The sequence below is a fragment of the Delftia sp. Lp-1 genome (assembly GCF_020523835.1).
GTDB classification, from domain to species: domain Bacteria; phylum Pseudomonadota; class Gammaproteobacteria; order Burkholderiales; family Burkholderiaceae_C; genus Comamonas; species Comamonas acidovorans.
This window is the reverse complement of sequence record NZ_JAJALJ010000001.1, coordinates 3,328,022-3,342,095: the sequence shown is the minus strand read 5'-3', so window position 1 is coordinate 3,342,095 and position 14,074 is coordinate 3,328,022. Positions and strand designations below refer to the sequence as shown.

Genomic DNA, 14,074 nt, shown 5'->3' with positions numbered 1-14,074 from the left:
TCAGTGAAACAAGAGGGTGAGGCGAAGGGGCGCGAGGACTGCATCCCCAGGTGTGCGCAAGAGGTGCAGCGGTGGCTCAGAGCTTGTCCACGAGCAGCCGGTTGCCGACGACCTCGGCCACGCGGTGCATGCCGGCCGAGGGCAGGTTGCCCGGGCGGCCGATCACGGTCCATTGGGCGCCACGGTAGCGGACCTGGGCCGTGCCGTCGGAATTCCATTGCTCGACCATGACGGACTCGCCTATGTCGAGGTTGACATCGCGGTTGCTCGATGCCGGCTGGCGGCTGGGCTGGCGGCGGCGCACCAGATAGCAGGCCAGCACGAAGGCGCTGCCCAGCGCGGCGGCGATGATGATCTGTGCAATGGGCGCCAGGCCCGCATGCGCGCACAGCGCGCCGATGATGGCGCCCAGCGCCAGCATCAGCAGATAGAAGCTGCCGGTCAGCAGCTCGGCGATGACCAAGGCGCCGGCGACTAGCCACCAGATGGTGGAATATTCCATGCGTGAGACTCCCTTTGTGACAGTTGCTTGTGTTTAGTGCAGCACATTCTGGGTGAAAATCCGCACGCTTCAAAGGCGCAATAAGGATATTCCTTACACTTCGCGCCTGTTTCGTTTTTTGGCCCGCTCAGGTTACGGAGGCTGCCCCCATGAAGTTTCGCTTTCCCATCGTCATCATCGACGAGGACTACCGCTCCGAGAACACCTCGGGCCTGGGCATCCGCGCCCTGGCCCAGGCCATCGAGGAAGAAGGTTTCGAGGTGCTGGGCGTGACCAGCTACGGCGACCTGTCGCAATTCGCGCAGCAGCAAAGCCGGGCCAGTGCCTTCATTCTGTCCATCGATGACGAGGAGTTCTCGCTGGGCGATGGCGGAACCGATCCCGTGATCCACAGCCTGCGCAGCTTCATCGGCGAAGTGCGCCGCAAGAACGCCGATGTGCCGATCTACATCTACGGCGAGACCAAGACCAGCCGCCACCTGCCCAACGACATCCTGCGCGAGCTGCATGGTTTCATCCACATGTTCGAGGATACGCCGGAGTTCGTGGCCAAGCACATCATCCGCGAAGCCAAGAGCTACCTGGAAGGCGTGCAGCCACCGTTCTTCAAGGCGCTGCTGGACTATGCGGAAGACGGCTCCTACAGCTGGCACTGCCCCGGTCACTCGGGCGGCGTGGCCTTCCTGAAAAGCCCCGTGGGCCAGATGTACCACCAGTTCTACGGCGAGAACATGCTGCGCGCCGACGTGTGCAACGCGGTGGAGGAGCTGGGCCAGCTGCTGGACCACAACGGCGCCATCGGCGAGAGCGAGCGCAATGCCGCCCGCATCTTCAATGCCGACCATTGCTACTTCGTGACCAACGGCACGTCCACGTCGAACAAGATCGTGTGGCACCACGCCGTGGCGCCCGGCGACGTGGTGGTGGTGGACCGCAACTGCCACAAGTCCATCCTGCACTCCATCATCATGACGGGTGCGATTCCGGTGTTCCTCAAGCCCACGCGCAACCACTTCGGCATCATCGGCCCGATCCCGCAAAGCGAGTTCTCGGTGGAGTCCATCCAGGCCAAGATCGCGGCCAATCCGCTGCTCAAGGGCGTGGATGCCAAGACGGTCAAGCCGCGCGTGCTGACGCTGACGCAGTCCACCTACGACGGCGTGCTCTACAACACCGAGACCATCAAGAGCATGCTGGACGGCTATGTGGCCAACCTGCACTTCGATGAGGCCTGGCTGCCGCACGCGGCCTTCCACCCGTTCTATGGCAGCTACCACGCCATGGGCAAGAAGCGCGCGCGCCCCAAGCACTCGGTGGTATATGCCACGCAGTCCATCCACAAGCTGCTGGCCGGCATCAGCCAGGCCTCGCATGTGCTGGTGCAGGACAGCCAGACCGAAAAGCTGGACCACCACCTGTTCAACGAGGCGTACCTGATGCACACCTCGACCAGCCCGCAGTACAGCATCATCGCCAGCTGCGACGTGGCCGCCGCGATGATGGAGCCGCCCGGCGGCACGGCCCTGGTGGAGGAGTCCATTCTGGAAGCGCTGGACTTCCGCCGCGCCATGCGCAAGGTGGAGGACGAGTTCGGCGGCGACGACTGGTGGTTCGAAGTCTGGGGTCCCGAGAAGCTGGCCGATGAAGGCGTGGGCTCGGCCCAGGACTGGATCATCCGCGGCCATGACGCGGCGCCCAAGCGCTCCAAGGCCAAGAACGGCAAGGAGTTCGACAACTGGCACGGCTTCGGCGAGCTGGCCGACGGCTTCAACATGCTGGACCCGATCAAGTCCACCATCGTGACGCCGGGCCTGGACCTGGACGGCGATTTCTCGGACACGGGCATCCCTGCCTCCATCGTGACCAAGTACCTGGCCGAGCACGGCGTGGTGGTGGAGAAGACAGGCCTGTACTCGTTCTTCATCATGTTCACCATCGGCATCACCAAGGGCCGCTGGAACACCATGCTGACGGCGCTGCAGCAGTTCAAGGACGACTACGACCGCAACCAGCCGCTGGCGCGCATCCTGCCCGAGTTCTGCCAGCAGCACCGCCGCTACGAGCGCATGGGCCTGCGCGACCTGTGCCAGCACGTGCACCAGCTGTACGCCAAGTACGACATCGCCCGCCTGACGACCGAGATGTACCTGTCGGACCTGCAGCCCGCCATGAAGCCCACCGATGCCTACGCCCACATCGCGCAGCGCAAGACCGAGCGCGTGGAGATCGACCACCTGGAAGGCCGCATCACCGTGGGCCTGGTCACGCCGTACCCGCCCGGCATTCCGCTGCTGATTCCCGGCGAAGTGTTCAACCGCAAGATCGTGGATTACCTGCTGTTTGCGCGCGAGTTCGCCAAGGAGTGCCCGGGCTTCGAGACCGACATCCACGGCCTGGTGGAACTGCAAAGCGAAGATGGCGAAGTGCGCTACTACGCCGACTGCGTGGCCGGGACCGCGCCGGCGCGCAAGACGCCGGCAGGTGGCAAGCCTGCTGCGAAGAAGGCCGTGAAGACTGCAGCCAAGCCTGCGGCCAAGGCAGTCGCCAAGACAGTTGCCAAGGCAGCCGCGAAACGGGCAGCCAAGCCGGCCGCCAAGGTTGCCAAGGTTGCCGCGGTCAAGGCGCCTGCCAAGCGCCCCGCAGCGCGCAAGGCGCAGCCGGCCACACCTGAAGTCGGCACCGCAGCCAAGCCTGCGCGCGGCCGCAAGATGGTGCAGGTGGGGGACGATGGTCCCTTCGGCCGCACGATCTGATCGCCGGGCCGGCTGACGGCCCATAAAAAAGGCGCGGGTCCCGAAAGGGGCTCCGCGCCTTTTTCATTGCGCCGCTGCGGCGTTGTTATTCCGTGGTCACTCCAGGCGTATCTTTGCGTCGCGGATCAGCGCGGCCCAGTCCGTCTGTTCCTTGAGCAGGTATTGGGCCGCGTCCTGGATGCTGCCGCCCAGGGCCGTGCTGCCCTCGGCCTGCAGTTGCTGCTGCACGGCGGGCTGCTGCAGGGCCGCGTTCACGGCGGTGTTCATCTTCTGCACGATGGCAGCCGGCGTGCCCTTGGGCGCGACGATGAGCTTCCAGTCCACGGCCTCGAAGCCTGCATAGCCCGACTCGGCCACGGTGGGTACCTCGGGCAGGATGGGCAGGCGCTTGGCCGAGGTCACGGCCAGGGCGCGCAGCTTGCCGCCCTTGAGCAGCGGATAGACGGCCTGGGGCGTGCCGAACATGTAGTGCGTCTGCTTGCCCAGCAGGTCGGTCACGGCCGGCGCTGCGCCCTTGTAGGGCACGTTCAGCACCTGGATGCCGGCCTTGAAGGCCAGCATCTCGCCGGCCAGGTGGCCTACCGTGCCCGTCGATGCCAGTCCCTGGCGGATGCCGCCCGGGTCGGCCTTGGCGGCCTTGACCAGGTCCTGCACCGACTTCCATGGCGAGTCCTGCGGCACGACCAGCACCGTGGGCTGGGCAGCGACCAGGGCCACGGGGACCAGGTCGGTGCGCGGGTTGAAGGGCATGCTGGGCAGCAGGGCGGGGTTGATGGCGAGGTTGGCGGTCTGGCCCATGCCGAAGGTATAGCCATCCGGCGCGGACTTGGCCACTGCATCCAGGCCGATGTTGCCGCCCGCGCCGGGCTTGTTGTCCACGACCACGGTCCATTTGTTCAGCGTGCCCACGCGCTCGCTGATCTGGCGCGCGACCGCGTCCGTGCCGCCGCCCGGTGTGTAGGGAACGACCATGCGCACGGCGCGTGAGGGCCAGTGGTCAGGCTGGGCCTGGGCCGCCAGCGGGAGCAGGGCGGCAGCCAATGCGGGCAGGGCGCACAGCAGCAACTGGCGGCGCGGGGTGGAACAAGGGCGGGCCTGGGTCTGTGCCTGTGTCCGGTTTTGGGCGGCCGGGTTGCGGTGGATGGCGGGCATGGTGTCGTCTCCGGGAATTTTTGGGAAAAGGCCTCCCCGCCGGGCGCGCGGCAAGCGTCGTCCGGTGTGGGGTGGATGGGGTGCAAGGTTGCAGGGGCGCCGCGCGCCGGGTGGACGGCGGCGCCTTCAGTGGCTCAGCCTGGCTTCAGTGGGAAGCCTTGGCGTGGCTGTCGGTGGCGTCGCCCCGGGCCAGGGCCAGGGCCTGCTCGCCGCTGTAGCCCAGGGCGGTGAGGATCTCCAGGCTGTGCTCGCCCAGGCGCGGCGGCGACAGGCGCACGTCCAGGCGCTTGCCGTCCAGCGTGAAGGGCAGCAGCACGGTCTTGGTCTCGCGGCCATCGGGCAGGGTGATGGGGGCCAGCGCGCCCGTGGCGTTCAGGTGCGGGTCTTCCAGCAGGTCCTGCGGGCGTGCGATGGGCGCGAAGGGCAGGCCGTTCTTCTCGAAGATCTCCGCAATGTGGGCGGCGCTGTGCGGGGCCATCTTCTCGCGCAGCAGCGGCATCAGCCAGCTGCGCGCCAGCACGCGGTCGTTGTTGCTGCCAAGGCGCGGATCGTCGCGCAGCTCGCCAAGGCCGAAGGCGTCGCAGAACAGGCGCCAGGCGCCATCGCTGACCACGGCCAGGAAGATCTGCTCGCCGTCCCGGACTTCGAACACGTCGTAGATGGCCCAGGCCGAGATGCGTGCCGGCATGGGCGCGGCCGGCTTGCCGGTGACGGCGAACTGCATCATGTGCTGGGCGACCAGGAAGATGTTGTTCTCGAACAGCGCGCTTTGCACTTCCTGGCCGCGCCCGGTCTTCTCGCGCTGGGCCAGGGCGGCCATCGCGCCCATGGCGCCGAACATGCCGCCCATGATGTCGTTGACGCTGGCGCCTGCGCGCAGCGGGTCGCCGGGGCGGCCTGTCATGTAGGCCAGGCCGCCCATCATCTGCACCACTTCGTCCAGCGCCGTGCGGTGCTCGTAGGGGCCGGGCAGAAAGCCCTTGTGGCTCACGTAGATGAGGCGCTCGAAGCGGTCCTTGAGGCTGTCGTAGTCCAGGCCCAGCTTGCGCATGGTGCCGGGCTTGAAGTTCTCGCAGACCACGTCGGCCGTGGCGATCAGGCGTAGCGCGGCCTGCTTGCCTTCCTCGGTCTGCAGGTCCAGCGTCAGGCTTTTCTTGTTGCGGTTGAACAGCGGGAAAAAGCCCGAGCCCGAGCCCAGCAGCTTGCGCGTGGCATCGCCGTCGCGGCCGTGGCCCACGGGCTCGATCTTGATGACTTCGGCGCCCAGGTCGGCCAGCATCATGCCGCAGGACGGGCCCATGACCATGTGGGTGAACTCGACCACGCGGATGCCTGCGTAGGGCAGTGGCGTGGCCTGGCCTGCGGCCGTGTCGGGGGAGTTGGGTTGGCTCATGGAAAAACGGTGAATGAATATGTGGGTTGTCGCTGCGGCTCAGGCCGGTGCGTAGATGCGGGGCACAAAGCCCTTGGGCAGTCCGGCCAGCGGCGTCATGCCGTGCAGCTCCTCGCCGGGCAGGCCTGCGGCCAGCGGCTGGCGGGCGGCGATCAGGCGTTCGATGTCCACGCCGGTGCGGATGCCCATGGCCTCGAACATGAAGACCAGGTCTTCGGTGACCACGTTGCCCGAGGCGCCGGGTGCATAGGGGCAGCCGCCCAGGCCGGCCAGCGAGGCGTCAAAGGTGCGCACGCCTGCCTCGTAGGCGGCCAGGCAGTTGGCCAGGCCCAGGCCGCGCGTATTGTGCATGTGGGCCGCGCCTGCATGTTCGCCCAGCTCGGCGCGCAGCCGTGTGAACAGGCGCCGCACCTGGGCCGGGTTGGCCATGCCCGTGGTGTCGGACAGGCCCGATTCATCGGCGCCCGCCGCCACGCAGGCCAGGGCCAGCGCAATCACTTCGTCCTCCGGCACCAGCCCCTGCAGGGTGCAGCCGAATGCCGTGGAGATGCCCGCCTCGATCAGGGCCTGCGGCGCGATCTCGTCGCGCAGCGCGGCAATCGCCCGCACCTCGTCCACCATCTGCATGGGCGTCTTGCGCACATTGGCCATGGAGTGCGCGGGGCTGGCTGAGACGGGCAGCGTGACCTTGTGGGCGCCGGCGCGCAGCGCGGCCTCGGCGCCGCGCAGATTGGGGGCCAGGGCCATCACGGTGACGCCGGGCAGGGTGATGGCCTGGGCGACCACCTCGGCCGCGTCGGCCATCTGCGGCAGCAGCTTGGGCGAGACGAAGGATCCGACCTCGATCTCCTGCAGGCCTGCATGGGCCAGCGCGGCGATCCAGGCCAGCTTGTGCGCCGTGGACATGGTGGAGGCCACGGACTGCAGGCCATCGCGCGGGCCGACTTCGCTGATGAGTACGTCAAAACGGTGGGAGGACATGGGCAATTGCATCCGGTGGTGGGTGTCGATGGTGGCGGATTCACCTGTTGACATCGGGGTTCTGTGTGGTTCTAATAGATAGAACTATATTCTCTCTATTGAAATATTCCCTGCTGCACGCGCCATCGTCAAGACTGCGTGCCTGGGGTTTTCCCTTGGGTGCCTTTTTATGCCTCGCAAATCAGTGACGGAATCGGTGGCCGACGAGAACGCCGCGCCGGGCGGCGTGGCGGCCGTGGACAGGGCCTTGAGCCTGCTGGCAGCGTTTCGCGACGGCGACGACGGGCTGACGCTGGCCCAGTTGTCGGAGCGCACGCGCCTGTACAAGAGCACCGTGCTGCGGCTGCTGGCCTCGCTGGAGCATGGCGGCTGGGTGCTGCGCATGGATGACGGCCGCTACGCCGTGGGCCCGGCCGTGGCGCGGCTGAACACCGTCTATGCCCGGCATTTCTCGCTGGACAGCGTGGTCATGCCCGTGCTGCGCACCCTGGTGCAGGCCACGGGCGAAAGTGCGGCCTACCACGTGCGCCAGGGCCAGGACCGGCTGTGCCTGTACCGCGTGGATTCGCCCCATCCCGTGCGCGACCATGCACGCACGGGCGATCTGCTGCCTCTGGGCCAGGGCGCAGGCGGGCGCGTGCTGTCGGCTTTCGATGCCGAGCTGTACGCCGCATCGCGCGGCGGCAGCCGAACGCAGCTGGCCCGTGTGCGCGCCGATGGCTACTGCGCCATGGTGGGGGACAGGCACCGCGAGATCGCCGGGATTTCTGCCCCCGTGTTCAAGCGCGATGGGGAATTGGCAGCGGCGCTGACACTGACCATGCCAGCCCACCGCTATGAAGAGCGGCACGCCCGCCATGTGCTGGCGGCGGCGCGGGAACTGGGGCTTTTGCTGCCCTGAGCCAGGCGTGCGCGGTGCGCGGACTCAGCCCAGGGCCGTGTCCAGCACCATCATCAGCACGAAGCCCAGCATGAGGCCGCCCGTGGCAAAGGCTTCATGGCCCTTGCGGTGCGACTCGGGAATGATTTCGTGGCTGATCACGAACAGCATGGCGCCCGCTGCAAAGCCCAGTCCCCAGGGCAGCATGGCTGCCGAGCCGCTCACGATGGCTGCCCCCAGCACGGCGCCCACGGGCTCCACCAGGCCGGAGGCCATGCCCAGCAACACGGCAAAGCTGCGCTTGTAGCCTGCGGCCAGCAGGGCCACGGCCACCACCAGGCCTTCGGGCACATCCTGTATGGCAATGCCCGTGGCCAGCGCATTGGCGCGCAATCCGTCGTTGCCCGCATAGCCCACGCCGATGGCCAGGCCTTCGGGCAGGTTGTGCAAGGTGATGGCGAAGACGAACAGCCAGGTGCGCTGCAGCTTGCGCGCGCCTTGCGGGTCCAGGCCTTCGCGGCCCTTGATGAAGTGCTCATGGGGCAGGAGCCTGTCCATGAGCATGAGGGCGGCACCGCCCATCAGGATGGCCGAACCTATGACCCCGCCAGCCGCCCAGCTGCCGCCACCGAACAGTTCCTGGGTGCGCACGGCCTCCAGCCCCGGCAGGATCAGCGAGAAGGCGCAGGCGGCCAGCATGACCCCGGCGCCAAAGCCGAACAGGGTGTCCTGCGTGCGTTCGGACAGGCGCTGGGACAGCATCACGGGCACGGTGCCCAGTGCGGTCGCCAGCGCGGCGGCCGAGCCTCCGGCCAGGGCCTGGAAGACCACCGGATGGTTCTGGGCGTAGGCCCAGAACTGGCTGGTGAGCGCCCAGGCGCCGGCCATCATGATGGCCAGGCCTATCCACAGGCGGATGTTGGACCGTACGCTGGTCTTGGAGCGGAAGCGTTGTGGCAGATCCATGCTGGTCGAGGTCAAAGGTTGGCGTTGCGGACCGTTCAGCCGCGTGCGGCGGCGTAGCGGCGGGCCACTTCGGCCCAGTTGACTACGTTGTAGAACGCCGCGATGTATTCAGGGCGGCGGTTCTGGTACTTGAGGTAGTAGGCGTGTTCCCACACGTCCAGGCCCAGGATGGGAGTGGCGCCGGAGCCGATGCCGGCCATCAGCGGGCTGTCCTGGTTGCCGCTGCTTTCCACGGCCAGCTTGCCGTCCTTGCCCACCACCAGCCAGGCCCAGCCGCTGCCAAAGCGCGTGAGCGCGGCCTGGGTGAAGGCGGCCTTGAAGGCATCGAAGCCGCCCAGTTCACGGTCAATGGCCTGTGCCAGTTCGCCCGAGGGAGCACCGCCGCCGCCCTGGTCCACCGGGGCCATCACGGTCCAGAACAGGCTGTGGTTGGCGTGCCCGCCGCCGTTGTTGCGCACGGCGCCGCGAACGCCTTCGGGCAGCAGGGACAGGTCGGCGATCAGCTGCTCCACGGGCTGGCTGCCGTGCGGCGTGTCCTTGAGCGCGGCATTCAGGTTGTTCACGTAGGCCTGATGGTGCTTGGTGTAGTGGATCTCCATGGTCTGCGCATCGATATGGGGCTCCAGCGCGTCGTAGGCGTAGTTCAGGGGAGGCAGGGTGTAGTTGCTCATGTGGTTTCTTTCAGGGACTACGGGGAAAAAATCGGTGCGTTGCGATGTCTGTGCGGCTGCAATCAATGCGCCAGCCGGGGCGGCAGGGCCGTGGCTGTGCAGTCGAAGACGCGGGCCGAGGCCTGAAGCGCCGCATCGATGCGGGGCTGGCTGCCGTGCTGGCGCTGCCACTGCAGCAGGGCTGAATGGGTTTCGCGCATATGGCGCCAGGCGGCGCTGCACACGGCGGCCGCATGGTGGCGCGCATCACCCAGGGCCAGCAGGCCCTGGTGCGCCTCGCACAGGTATTCGATGGCCAGTGCGGGCTGCTGGCGCAATGCCAGCAACTCGGCAAGGTTGTGGTGGGAGACCACCCAGGCGGCCATGCAGTGATCGGCGTGTTCCGCCAGCAGCGGGCCGGCGATGAGGCGCTGCGCCACATGCAGGGCCTTCATCTGCATGGCAAGCGCGCTTTCGATCTGGCCTGCATGGAAATGCCCATGGGCGCGGCGCGCCAGCTGTTCCCATTGATTCAAGGATGCTTCGGAGGGTGCCGGGACGGGAGAGGGCAGACTGAGGTCAGAGGTTGCTTGCATATCTGCTGGCTCCGAGGTTTTCAGAGGTTCTTTGATATTGATCTGAGAATTGTATTATTCATGAGAATCATTCTCATTCAAAACAAAAATGACCGTATGCAATCCGATGTGTATTTCCTTTCGCGCATCGGCAGGATGCGGATGCCTGGATTCCAGGCAAAAAAAGCCCCGCAGGCGGCAATGCCTGCGGGGCGGGTCCGAGTCTGGCGGTGACTTAGACCTGGTCGGCCGACAGGCCTGCGGTCTGGCTGAAGCCGCCGTCCACGTAGGTGATCTCGGCCGTCACGCCCGAGGCGAGGTCCGACAGCAGGAAGGCGGCCACATTGCCCACGTCCTCGATGGTCACGTTGCGGCGCAGCGGCGATGCATCGGCCACGCGGCCCAGCAGCTTGCCGAAGTCCTTGATGCCCGAGGCGGCCAGTGTCTTGATGGGACCGGCCGAGATGCCGTTGGCGCGGATGGCGCGGCCGTCTGCCGTGCGGCCCACGGCCTCGGCCAGGTAGCGCACCGAGGCTTCCAGCGATGCCTTGGCCAGGCCCATGGTGTTGTAGTTGGGGATGGAACGCAGGGCGCCCAGGTACGACAGCGTCAGCAGCGAGGACTTGTCGTTGAGGTAGGGCAGGGCCGCCTTGGCCATCGCGGGGAAGCTGTAGGCGCTGATGTCGTGCGCGATCTTGAAGCCTTCGCGCGACAGGCCGTCCAGGAAGTTGCCGGCGATGGCCTCGCGCGGCGCAAAGCCGATGCTGTGCACGAAGCCGTCGAATTGGCCCCAGGTCGCGCCAAGGTCCGCGAACAGTTTGTCGATCTGGGCATCGTCTGCCACGTCGCAGTCAAAGATCAGCTTGGAGTCGAATTCGGCGGCGAACTCGGTGATGCGGTCCTTGAAGCGCTCGCCCACATAGCTGAAGGCCAGCTCCGCGCCCTGTGCATGGCAGGCCTTGGCGATGCCGTAGGCGATGGAGCGGTTGGACAGAACGCCCGTGATCAGCAGTTTTTTACCGGCGAGAAAGCCCATTGTTGTTCTCCAGAGAAAGTGAGTGGAAGTGCGCACCAGCTGGCGGCGACGGCCGGGGCCCGCGTCAGCGTTTGCCAGCGGAAGGGCTGGCTGCGTGGTGCAGAATTGTCGCATGCGCCATTGGATGATTTCTTCGCTGCTGCTGGCCTCGGCGTGTGTGCCGGCCTGGGGCTCGCATGCCTATGCCCTGTGGGGCGAGCCCCGCTACGCCGAGGGCTTCAGCCATTTCGACTATGTCAACGCCAAGGCCCCCAAGGGCGGCGAGCTGCGCCTGGTGAGCAATCTGCGCATCTCCACCTTTGACAAATACAACCCGTTCACCATCAAGGGGTCGTCGCCCGCCTATCTGGCGGAGCTGATGTTCGACACCTTGCTGTGGCCCTCGCTGGACGAGACCGCCACCGGCTACGGATTGCTGGCCGAGGATGTGCAGGCCGCGGCCGACGGCCTGTCCGCCACATTCCGGTTGCGGCCCCAGGCACGCTTTCACAACGGAAAGCCCGTGCTGGCCGCCGATGTCAAGTTCAGCTATGACACGCTGGTGGGCCCGCATGCACTGCCCGGCTACAGAACGCTGTTCTTCGATGTGGCGGGCGTCGATGTGCTGGACGAACGCACCGTGCGCTTTCGCTTCAAGCAGCCGAACCGGGAATTGCCGCTGACCGTGGGGGCCATTCCAGTGTTCAGCCGCGACTGGGGCGTGGAAAACGGCAAGGCCAAGCCCTTCGACCAGGTGGTAACGGACACGCCCATCGGCAGCGGGCCCTACAAGATAGGTCCCGTGCGATTCGGCAAGGACATCACCTATGTGCGTGACCCGGACTACTGGGGCCGCGATCTGCCTGTGCGTGTGGGCACGGCTAATTTCGATCGCATCTCCGTCAAGATCTACCGCGACAACACGGCGAGGCTGGAGGCGCTGAAGGCCGGGGAGTTCGACCTCATGCGCTTTTACAGCGCCGGTGACTGGGCGCGGCGCCTGTACGGCAAGCGCTTCGACCGGGGCGAGCTGGTCAAGGGCGAGTTCAGCAACAAGCTGCCATCGGGATTCCAGAGCTATGTGCTCAACGTGCGCCGGCCTGTGCTGCAGGACGTTCGGGTGCGCCGCGCCCTGGGCCTGGCCATGGACTACGAGTGGATGAACCGGCAGATGTTCTACGGTTCCTACCAGCGCGTGCGCGGGCTGTTCGGCAACACGGCCTGCGAGACCCATGGCGAGCCCTCGCCAGAGGAGCTGGCGCTGATGGAGCCCTTGCGCAAGAGCATCCCGCCGGAGGCCTTCGGCCCCATGGCCGAGCCGCCGCGCACCGATGGCGACAGCTCGTTGCGCGGAAATCTGCGCCAGGCGCGGCAACTGCTGGCCGATGCCGGCTGGACCATTCAGGATGGCGTGCTGCGCAACGCGCGGGGCCAGGCCATGGAGCTGGAGTACCTGGACAGCAGCGACTCGGGCATACGCCAGGTCTCGCCCTGGATACGCAATCTGGAAAAGCTGGGCATCCGGCTGCGCTTTCGCTCGGCGGACTATGCGCTGTACCAGCAGCGCGTGGAGAAGTTCGACTACGACATCATCTCCATCGCCTACCAGGGCACGAACAATCCGGGTCAGGAATTCGCCGACCTGTTCGGCAGCCAGGCGGCGGCAACCGAGGGTTCCGGCAATTTCCCCGGCGTGAAGAACCCGGCGGTCGACGCCATGATCCGCCGCATGACCGAGGCCAAGACAGAGGCCCAACTGTTGCCTGCCTGCCACGCACTCGAACGCATCATCACGCACGGCCACTATCTGATTCCGCAGTGGAGCGCGGGCACGCACCGCATGGTCTACGACTCCTGGCGCCTGGTGCGGCCGGCCGTGGTTCCGGCCTATGCGAAGGGCGAGAGCTGGGCCATGGACACCTGGTGGGCCCGCATGCCGGTGCTGACCGCGCCGCCTCCATGAGCCGGCGTTGCGGCTGTGTCGTTGCGATCCGTTGCATGATGAGGGCGTCCCCCGGCCGGGGCCCCTCCCCGCAATGGACATAATGCAAGACTTCTTATGTGGGCCTACATATTCAAACGCTTGCTGCTGATGGTGCCGACCCTGCTGGGCGTACTGCTGCTGACCTTCGTGGTCGTGCAGTTCGTGCCCGGTGGCCCGGTCGAGCAGTATCTGGCTGAGGCCAAGGCCAGCGTGGGCCGTGGCGGCGAAGGCGGTGGCCTGGCCTACCGTGGCAACCAGGGGGTGGACCCCCAGCGCATTGAGCAGATCAAGGCCCTCTACGGCTTTGACAAGCCGGCCCATGAGCGCTTCTTCCAGATGCTCGGGCAGTTCGCGCGGTTCGACCTGGGGCGCAGTTTCTTTCAGAACAAGGATGTCTGGCAGCTGATCAAGGAGAAGCTGCCGGTCTCGGCCAGCCTGGGACTGTGGACCTTTTTCATCAGCTACCTCGTTGCCGTGCCGCTGGGCATTGCCAAGGCCGTGCGGGCCGGCTCGCGGTTCGACTTCGCCACCACGCTGCTGATCCTGGTCGGCTATGCGATTCCGGGTTTCGTGCTGGGCGTGGCACTGTTGGTGATCTTTGGCGGCCAGTTGCAGTGGTTTCCGCTGCGCGGGCTGACTTCCTCCAACTGGGACGAGTTGTCCTGGGGCGCGCGCATTGTGGACTATCTCTGGCATATCGCGCTGCCGGTGACGGCCATGGTGGCGGGCAGCTTCGCCATCACGGCCATGCTGACCAAGAATGCCTTCCTGGAGGAGATTCGCAAGCAGTACGTGCTGACTGCGCGTGCCAAGGGCCTGTCCGAGCGGCAGGTGCTCTACCGCCATGTGCTGCGCAATGCGCTGATCCCCATCGTCACCGGATTTCCGGCAGCCTTCATCGGGGCCTTCTTCACGGGCTCGCTGCTGATAGAGACACTGTTCTCGCTGGACGGCCTGGGCCTGCTCAGCTATGACAGCGTGATTCGGCGCGACTATCCCGTGGTGCTGGGCACGCTGTATCTGTTCACGCTGATCGGCTTGGTGACCAAGCTGGTCAGTGACCTTTGTTATGTGTGGGTGGATCCGCGTGTACGGTTTGATTGAGCGCCCCCTGAACGGCTGCGCCGCTTCCCCCTCTCGCTTTGCTGGGGGAGCGTTCGGGCCATTGGCGGCTGGCGCGGGCCCTTGCCTGGTGTCCCTGACTTTGGGCGGTCGCGCCACTG

At 66.4% G+C, this 14,074-nt stretch carries 12 protein-coding genes; 4 read left to right on the top strand and 8 right to left on the bottom strand.

Going from position 1 to position 14,074, the window contains the following annotated elements:
- Positions 1-76 precede the first annotated feature (76 nt).
- Positions 77-502 (bottom strand): NfeD family protein, encoded by a 426-nt coding sequence (locus LGR64_RS15035; RefSeq protein ID WP_013803053.1) that lies wholly within the window; start codon positions 500-502, stop codon positions 77-79.
- A 149-nt stretch (positions 503-651) separates the two neighbouring features.
- On the opposite strand from LGR64_RS15035, the gene LGR64_RS15030 reads away from it, so the two are divergent.
- Positions 652-3,255, top strand: coding sequence for an arginine/lysine/ornithine decarboxylase (locus LGR64_RS15030; protein ID WP_141833631.1), 2,604 nt, complete (start codon positions 652-654; stop codon positions 3,253-3,255).
- A 96-nt stretch (positions 3,256-3,351) separates the two neighbouring features.
- On the opposite strand, the gene LGR64_RS15025 is transcribed toward LGR64_RS15030, so the two are convergent.
- The 3 genes from LGR64_RS15025 to LGR64_RS15015 all read right to left on the bottom strand — a co-directional run bounded on the left by LGR64_RS15025 (position 3,352) and on the right by LGR64_RS15015 (position 6,793).
- Entirely contained in the window at positions 3,352-4,407 is a 1,056-nt protein-coding gene (locus LGR64_RS15025; protein ID WP_198819359.1) for a Bug family tripartite tricarboxylate transporter substrate binding protein, read from the bottom strand.
- A 145-nt stretch (positions 4,408-4,552) separates the two neighbouring features.
- Positions 4,553-5,800, bottom strand: coding sequence for a CaiB/BaiF CoA transferase family protein (locus LGR64_RS15020; RefSeq protein ID WP_141833625.1), 1,248 nt, complete (start codon positions 5,798-5,800; stop codon positions 4,553-4,555).
- Between the two features lie 39 nt (positions 5,801-5,839).
- Positions 5,840-6,793, bottom strand: a complete 954-nt coding sequence (locus LGR64_RS15015) for a hydroxymethylglutaryl-CoA lyase (protein ID WP_141834098.1) — start codon at positions 6,791-6,793, stop codon at positions 5,840-5,842.
- Positions 6,794-6,950: 157 nt separating this feature from the next.
- Between LGR64_RS15015 and LGR64_RS15010 the strand changes: the two genes are divergently transcribed.
- A complete protein-coding gene (locus tag LGR64_RS15010) occupies positions 6,951-7,682 on the top strand; it encodes an IclR family transcriptional regulator (RefSeq protein WP_012204816.1) in 732 nt (243 codons plus the stop codon).
- A 24-nt stretch (positions 7,683-7,706) separates the two neighbouring features.
- Here LGR64_RS15010 and LGR64_RS15005 read toward each other — a convergent pair whose 3' ends face one another.
- The 4 genes from LGR64_RS15005 to fabI all read right to left on the bottom strand — a co-directional run bounded on the left by LGR64_RS15005 (position 7,707) and on the right by fabI (position 10,888).
- The gene (locus LGR64_RS15005) at positions 7,707-8,627 is read right to left on the bottom strand and encodes a ZIP family metal transporter (protein ID WP_012204817.1); all 921 of its coding nucleotides are present in this window, start codon (positions 8,625-8,627) and stop codon (positions 7,707-7,709) included.
- Between the two features lie 35 nt (positions 8,628-8,662).
- Positions 8,663-9,298: a superoxide dismutase gene (locus LGR64_RS15000; protein ID WP_012204818.1), complete on the bottom strand. Its 636-nt coding sequence runs from the start codon at positions 9,296-9,298 to the stop codon at positions 8,663-8,665.
- A gap of 62 nt (positions 9,299-9,360) precedes the next feature.
- Complete coding sequence (locus tag LGR64_RS14995; RefSeq protein WP_225614194.1) at positions 9,361-9,813, bottom strand: hypothetical protein; 453 nt, start codon at positions 9,811-9,813, stop codon at positions 9,361-9,363.
- A gap of 274 nt (positions 9,814-10,087) precedes the next feature.
- Complete coding sequence (gene fabI / locus LGR64_RS14990; RefSeq protein WP_141833622.1) at positions 10,088-10,888, bottom strand: enoyl-ACP reductase FabI; 801 nt, start codon at positions 10,886-10,888, stop codon at positions 10,088-10,090.
- A 112-nt stretch (positions 10,889-11,000) separates the two neighbouring features.
- Between fabI and LGR64_RS14985 the strand changes: the two genes are divergently transcribed.
- On the top strand, positions 11,001-12,830 hold the full coding sequence (locus LGR64_RS14985) for an extracellular solute-binding protein (protein ID WP_230355958.1): 1,830 nt from the start codon (positions 11,001-11,003) through the stop codon (positions 12,828-12,830).
- A 96-nt stretch (positions 12,831-12,926) separates the two neighbouring features.
- Positions 12,927-13,955, top strand: coding sequence for a microcin C ABC transporter permease YejB (locus LGR64_RS14980; RefSeq protein WP_013803046.1), 1,029 nt, complete (start codon positions 12,927-12,929; stop codon positions 13,953-13,955).
- Positions 13,956-14,074 lie beyond the last annotated feature (119 nt).

What these genes read in the sequence shown, in the direction of transcription:
- LGR64_RS15035 (WP_013803053.1), bottom strand. Translation starts at nt 502, where the DNA reads ATGGAATATTCCACCATCTGGTGGCTAGTCGCCGGCGCCTTGGTCATC.
- LGR64_RS15030 (WP_141833631.1), top strand. Translation starts at nt 652, where the DNA reads ATGAAGTTTCGCTTTCCCATCGTCATCATCGACGAGGACTACCGCTCC.
- LGR64_RS15025 (WP_198819359.1), bottom strand. Translation starts at nt 4,407, where the DNA reads ATGCCCGCCATCCACCGCAACCCGGCCGCCCAAAACCGGACACAGGCA.
- LGR64_RS15020 (WP_141833625.1), bottom strand. Translation starts at nt 5,800, where the DNA reads ATGAGCCAACCCAACTCCCCCGACACGGCCGCAGGCCAGGCCACGCCA.
- LGR64_RS15015 (WP_141834098.1), bottom strand. Translation starts at nt 6,793, where the DNA reads ATGCAATTGCCCATGTCCTCCCACCGTTTTGACGTACTCATCAGCGAA.
- LGR64_RS15010 (WP_012204816.1), top strand. Translation starts at nt 6,951, where the DNA reads ATGCCTCGCAAATCAGTGACGGAATCGGTGGCCGACGAGAACGCCGCG.
- LGR64_RS15005 (WP_012204817.1), bottom strand. Translation starts at nt 8,627, where the DNA reads ATGGATCTGCCACAACGCTTCCGCTCCAAGACCAGCGTACGGTCCAAC.
- LGR64_RS15000 (WP_012204818.1), bottom strand. Translation starts at nt 9,298, where the DNA reads ATGAGCAACTACACCCTGCCTCCCCTGAACTACGCCTACGACGCGCTG.
- fabI (WP_141833622.1), bottom strand. Translation starts at nt 10,888, where the DNA reads ATGGGCTTTCTCGCCGGTAAAAAACTGCTGATCACGGGCGTTCTGTCC.
- LGR64_RS14985 (WP_230355958.1), top strand. Translation starts at nt 11,001, where the DNA reads ATGCGCCATTGGATGATTTCTTCGCTGCTGCTGGCCTCGGCGTGTGTG.
- LGR64_RS14980 (WP_013803046.1), top strand. Translation starts at nt 12,927, where the DNA reads ATGTGGGCCTACATATTCAAACGCTTGCTGCTGATGGTGCCGACCCTG.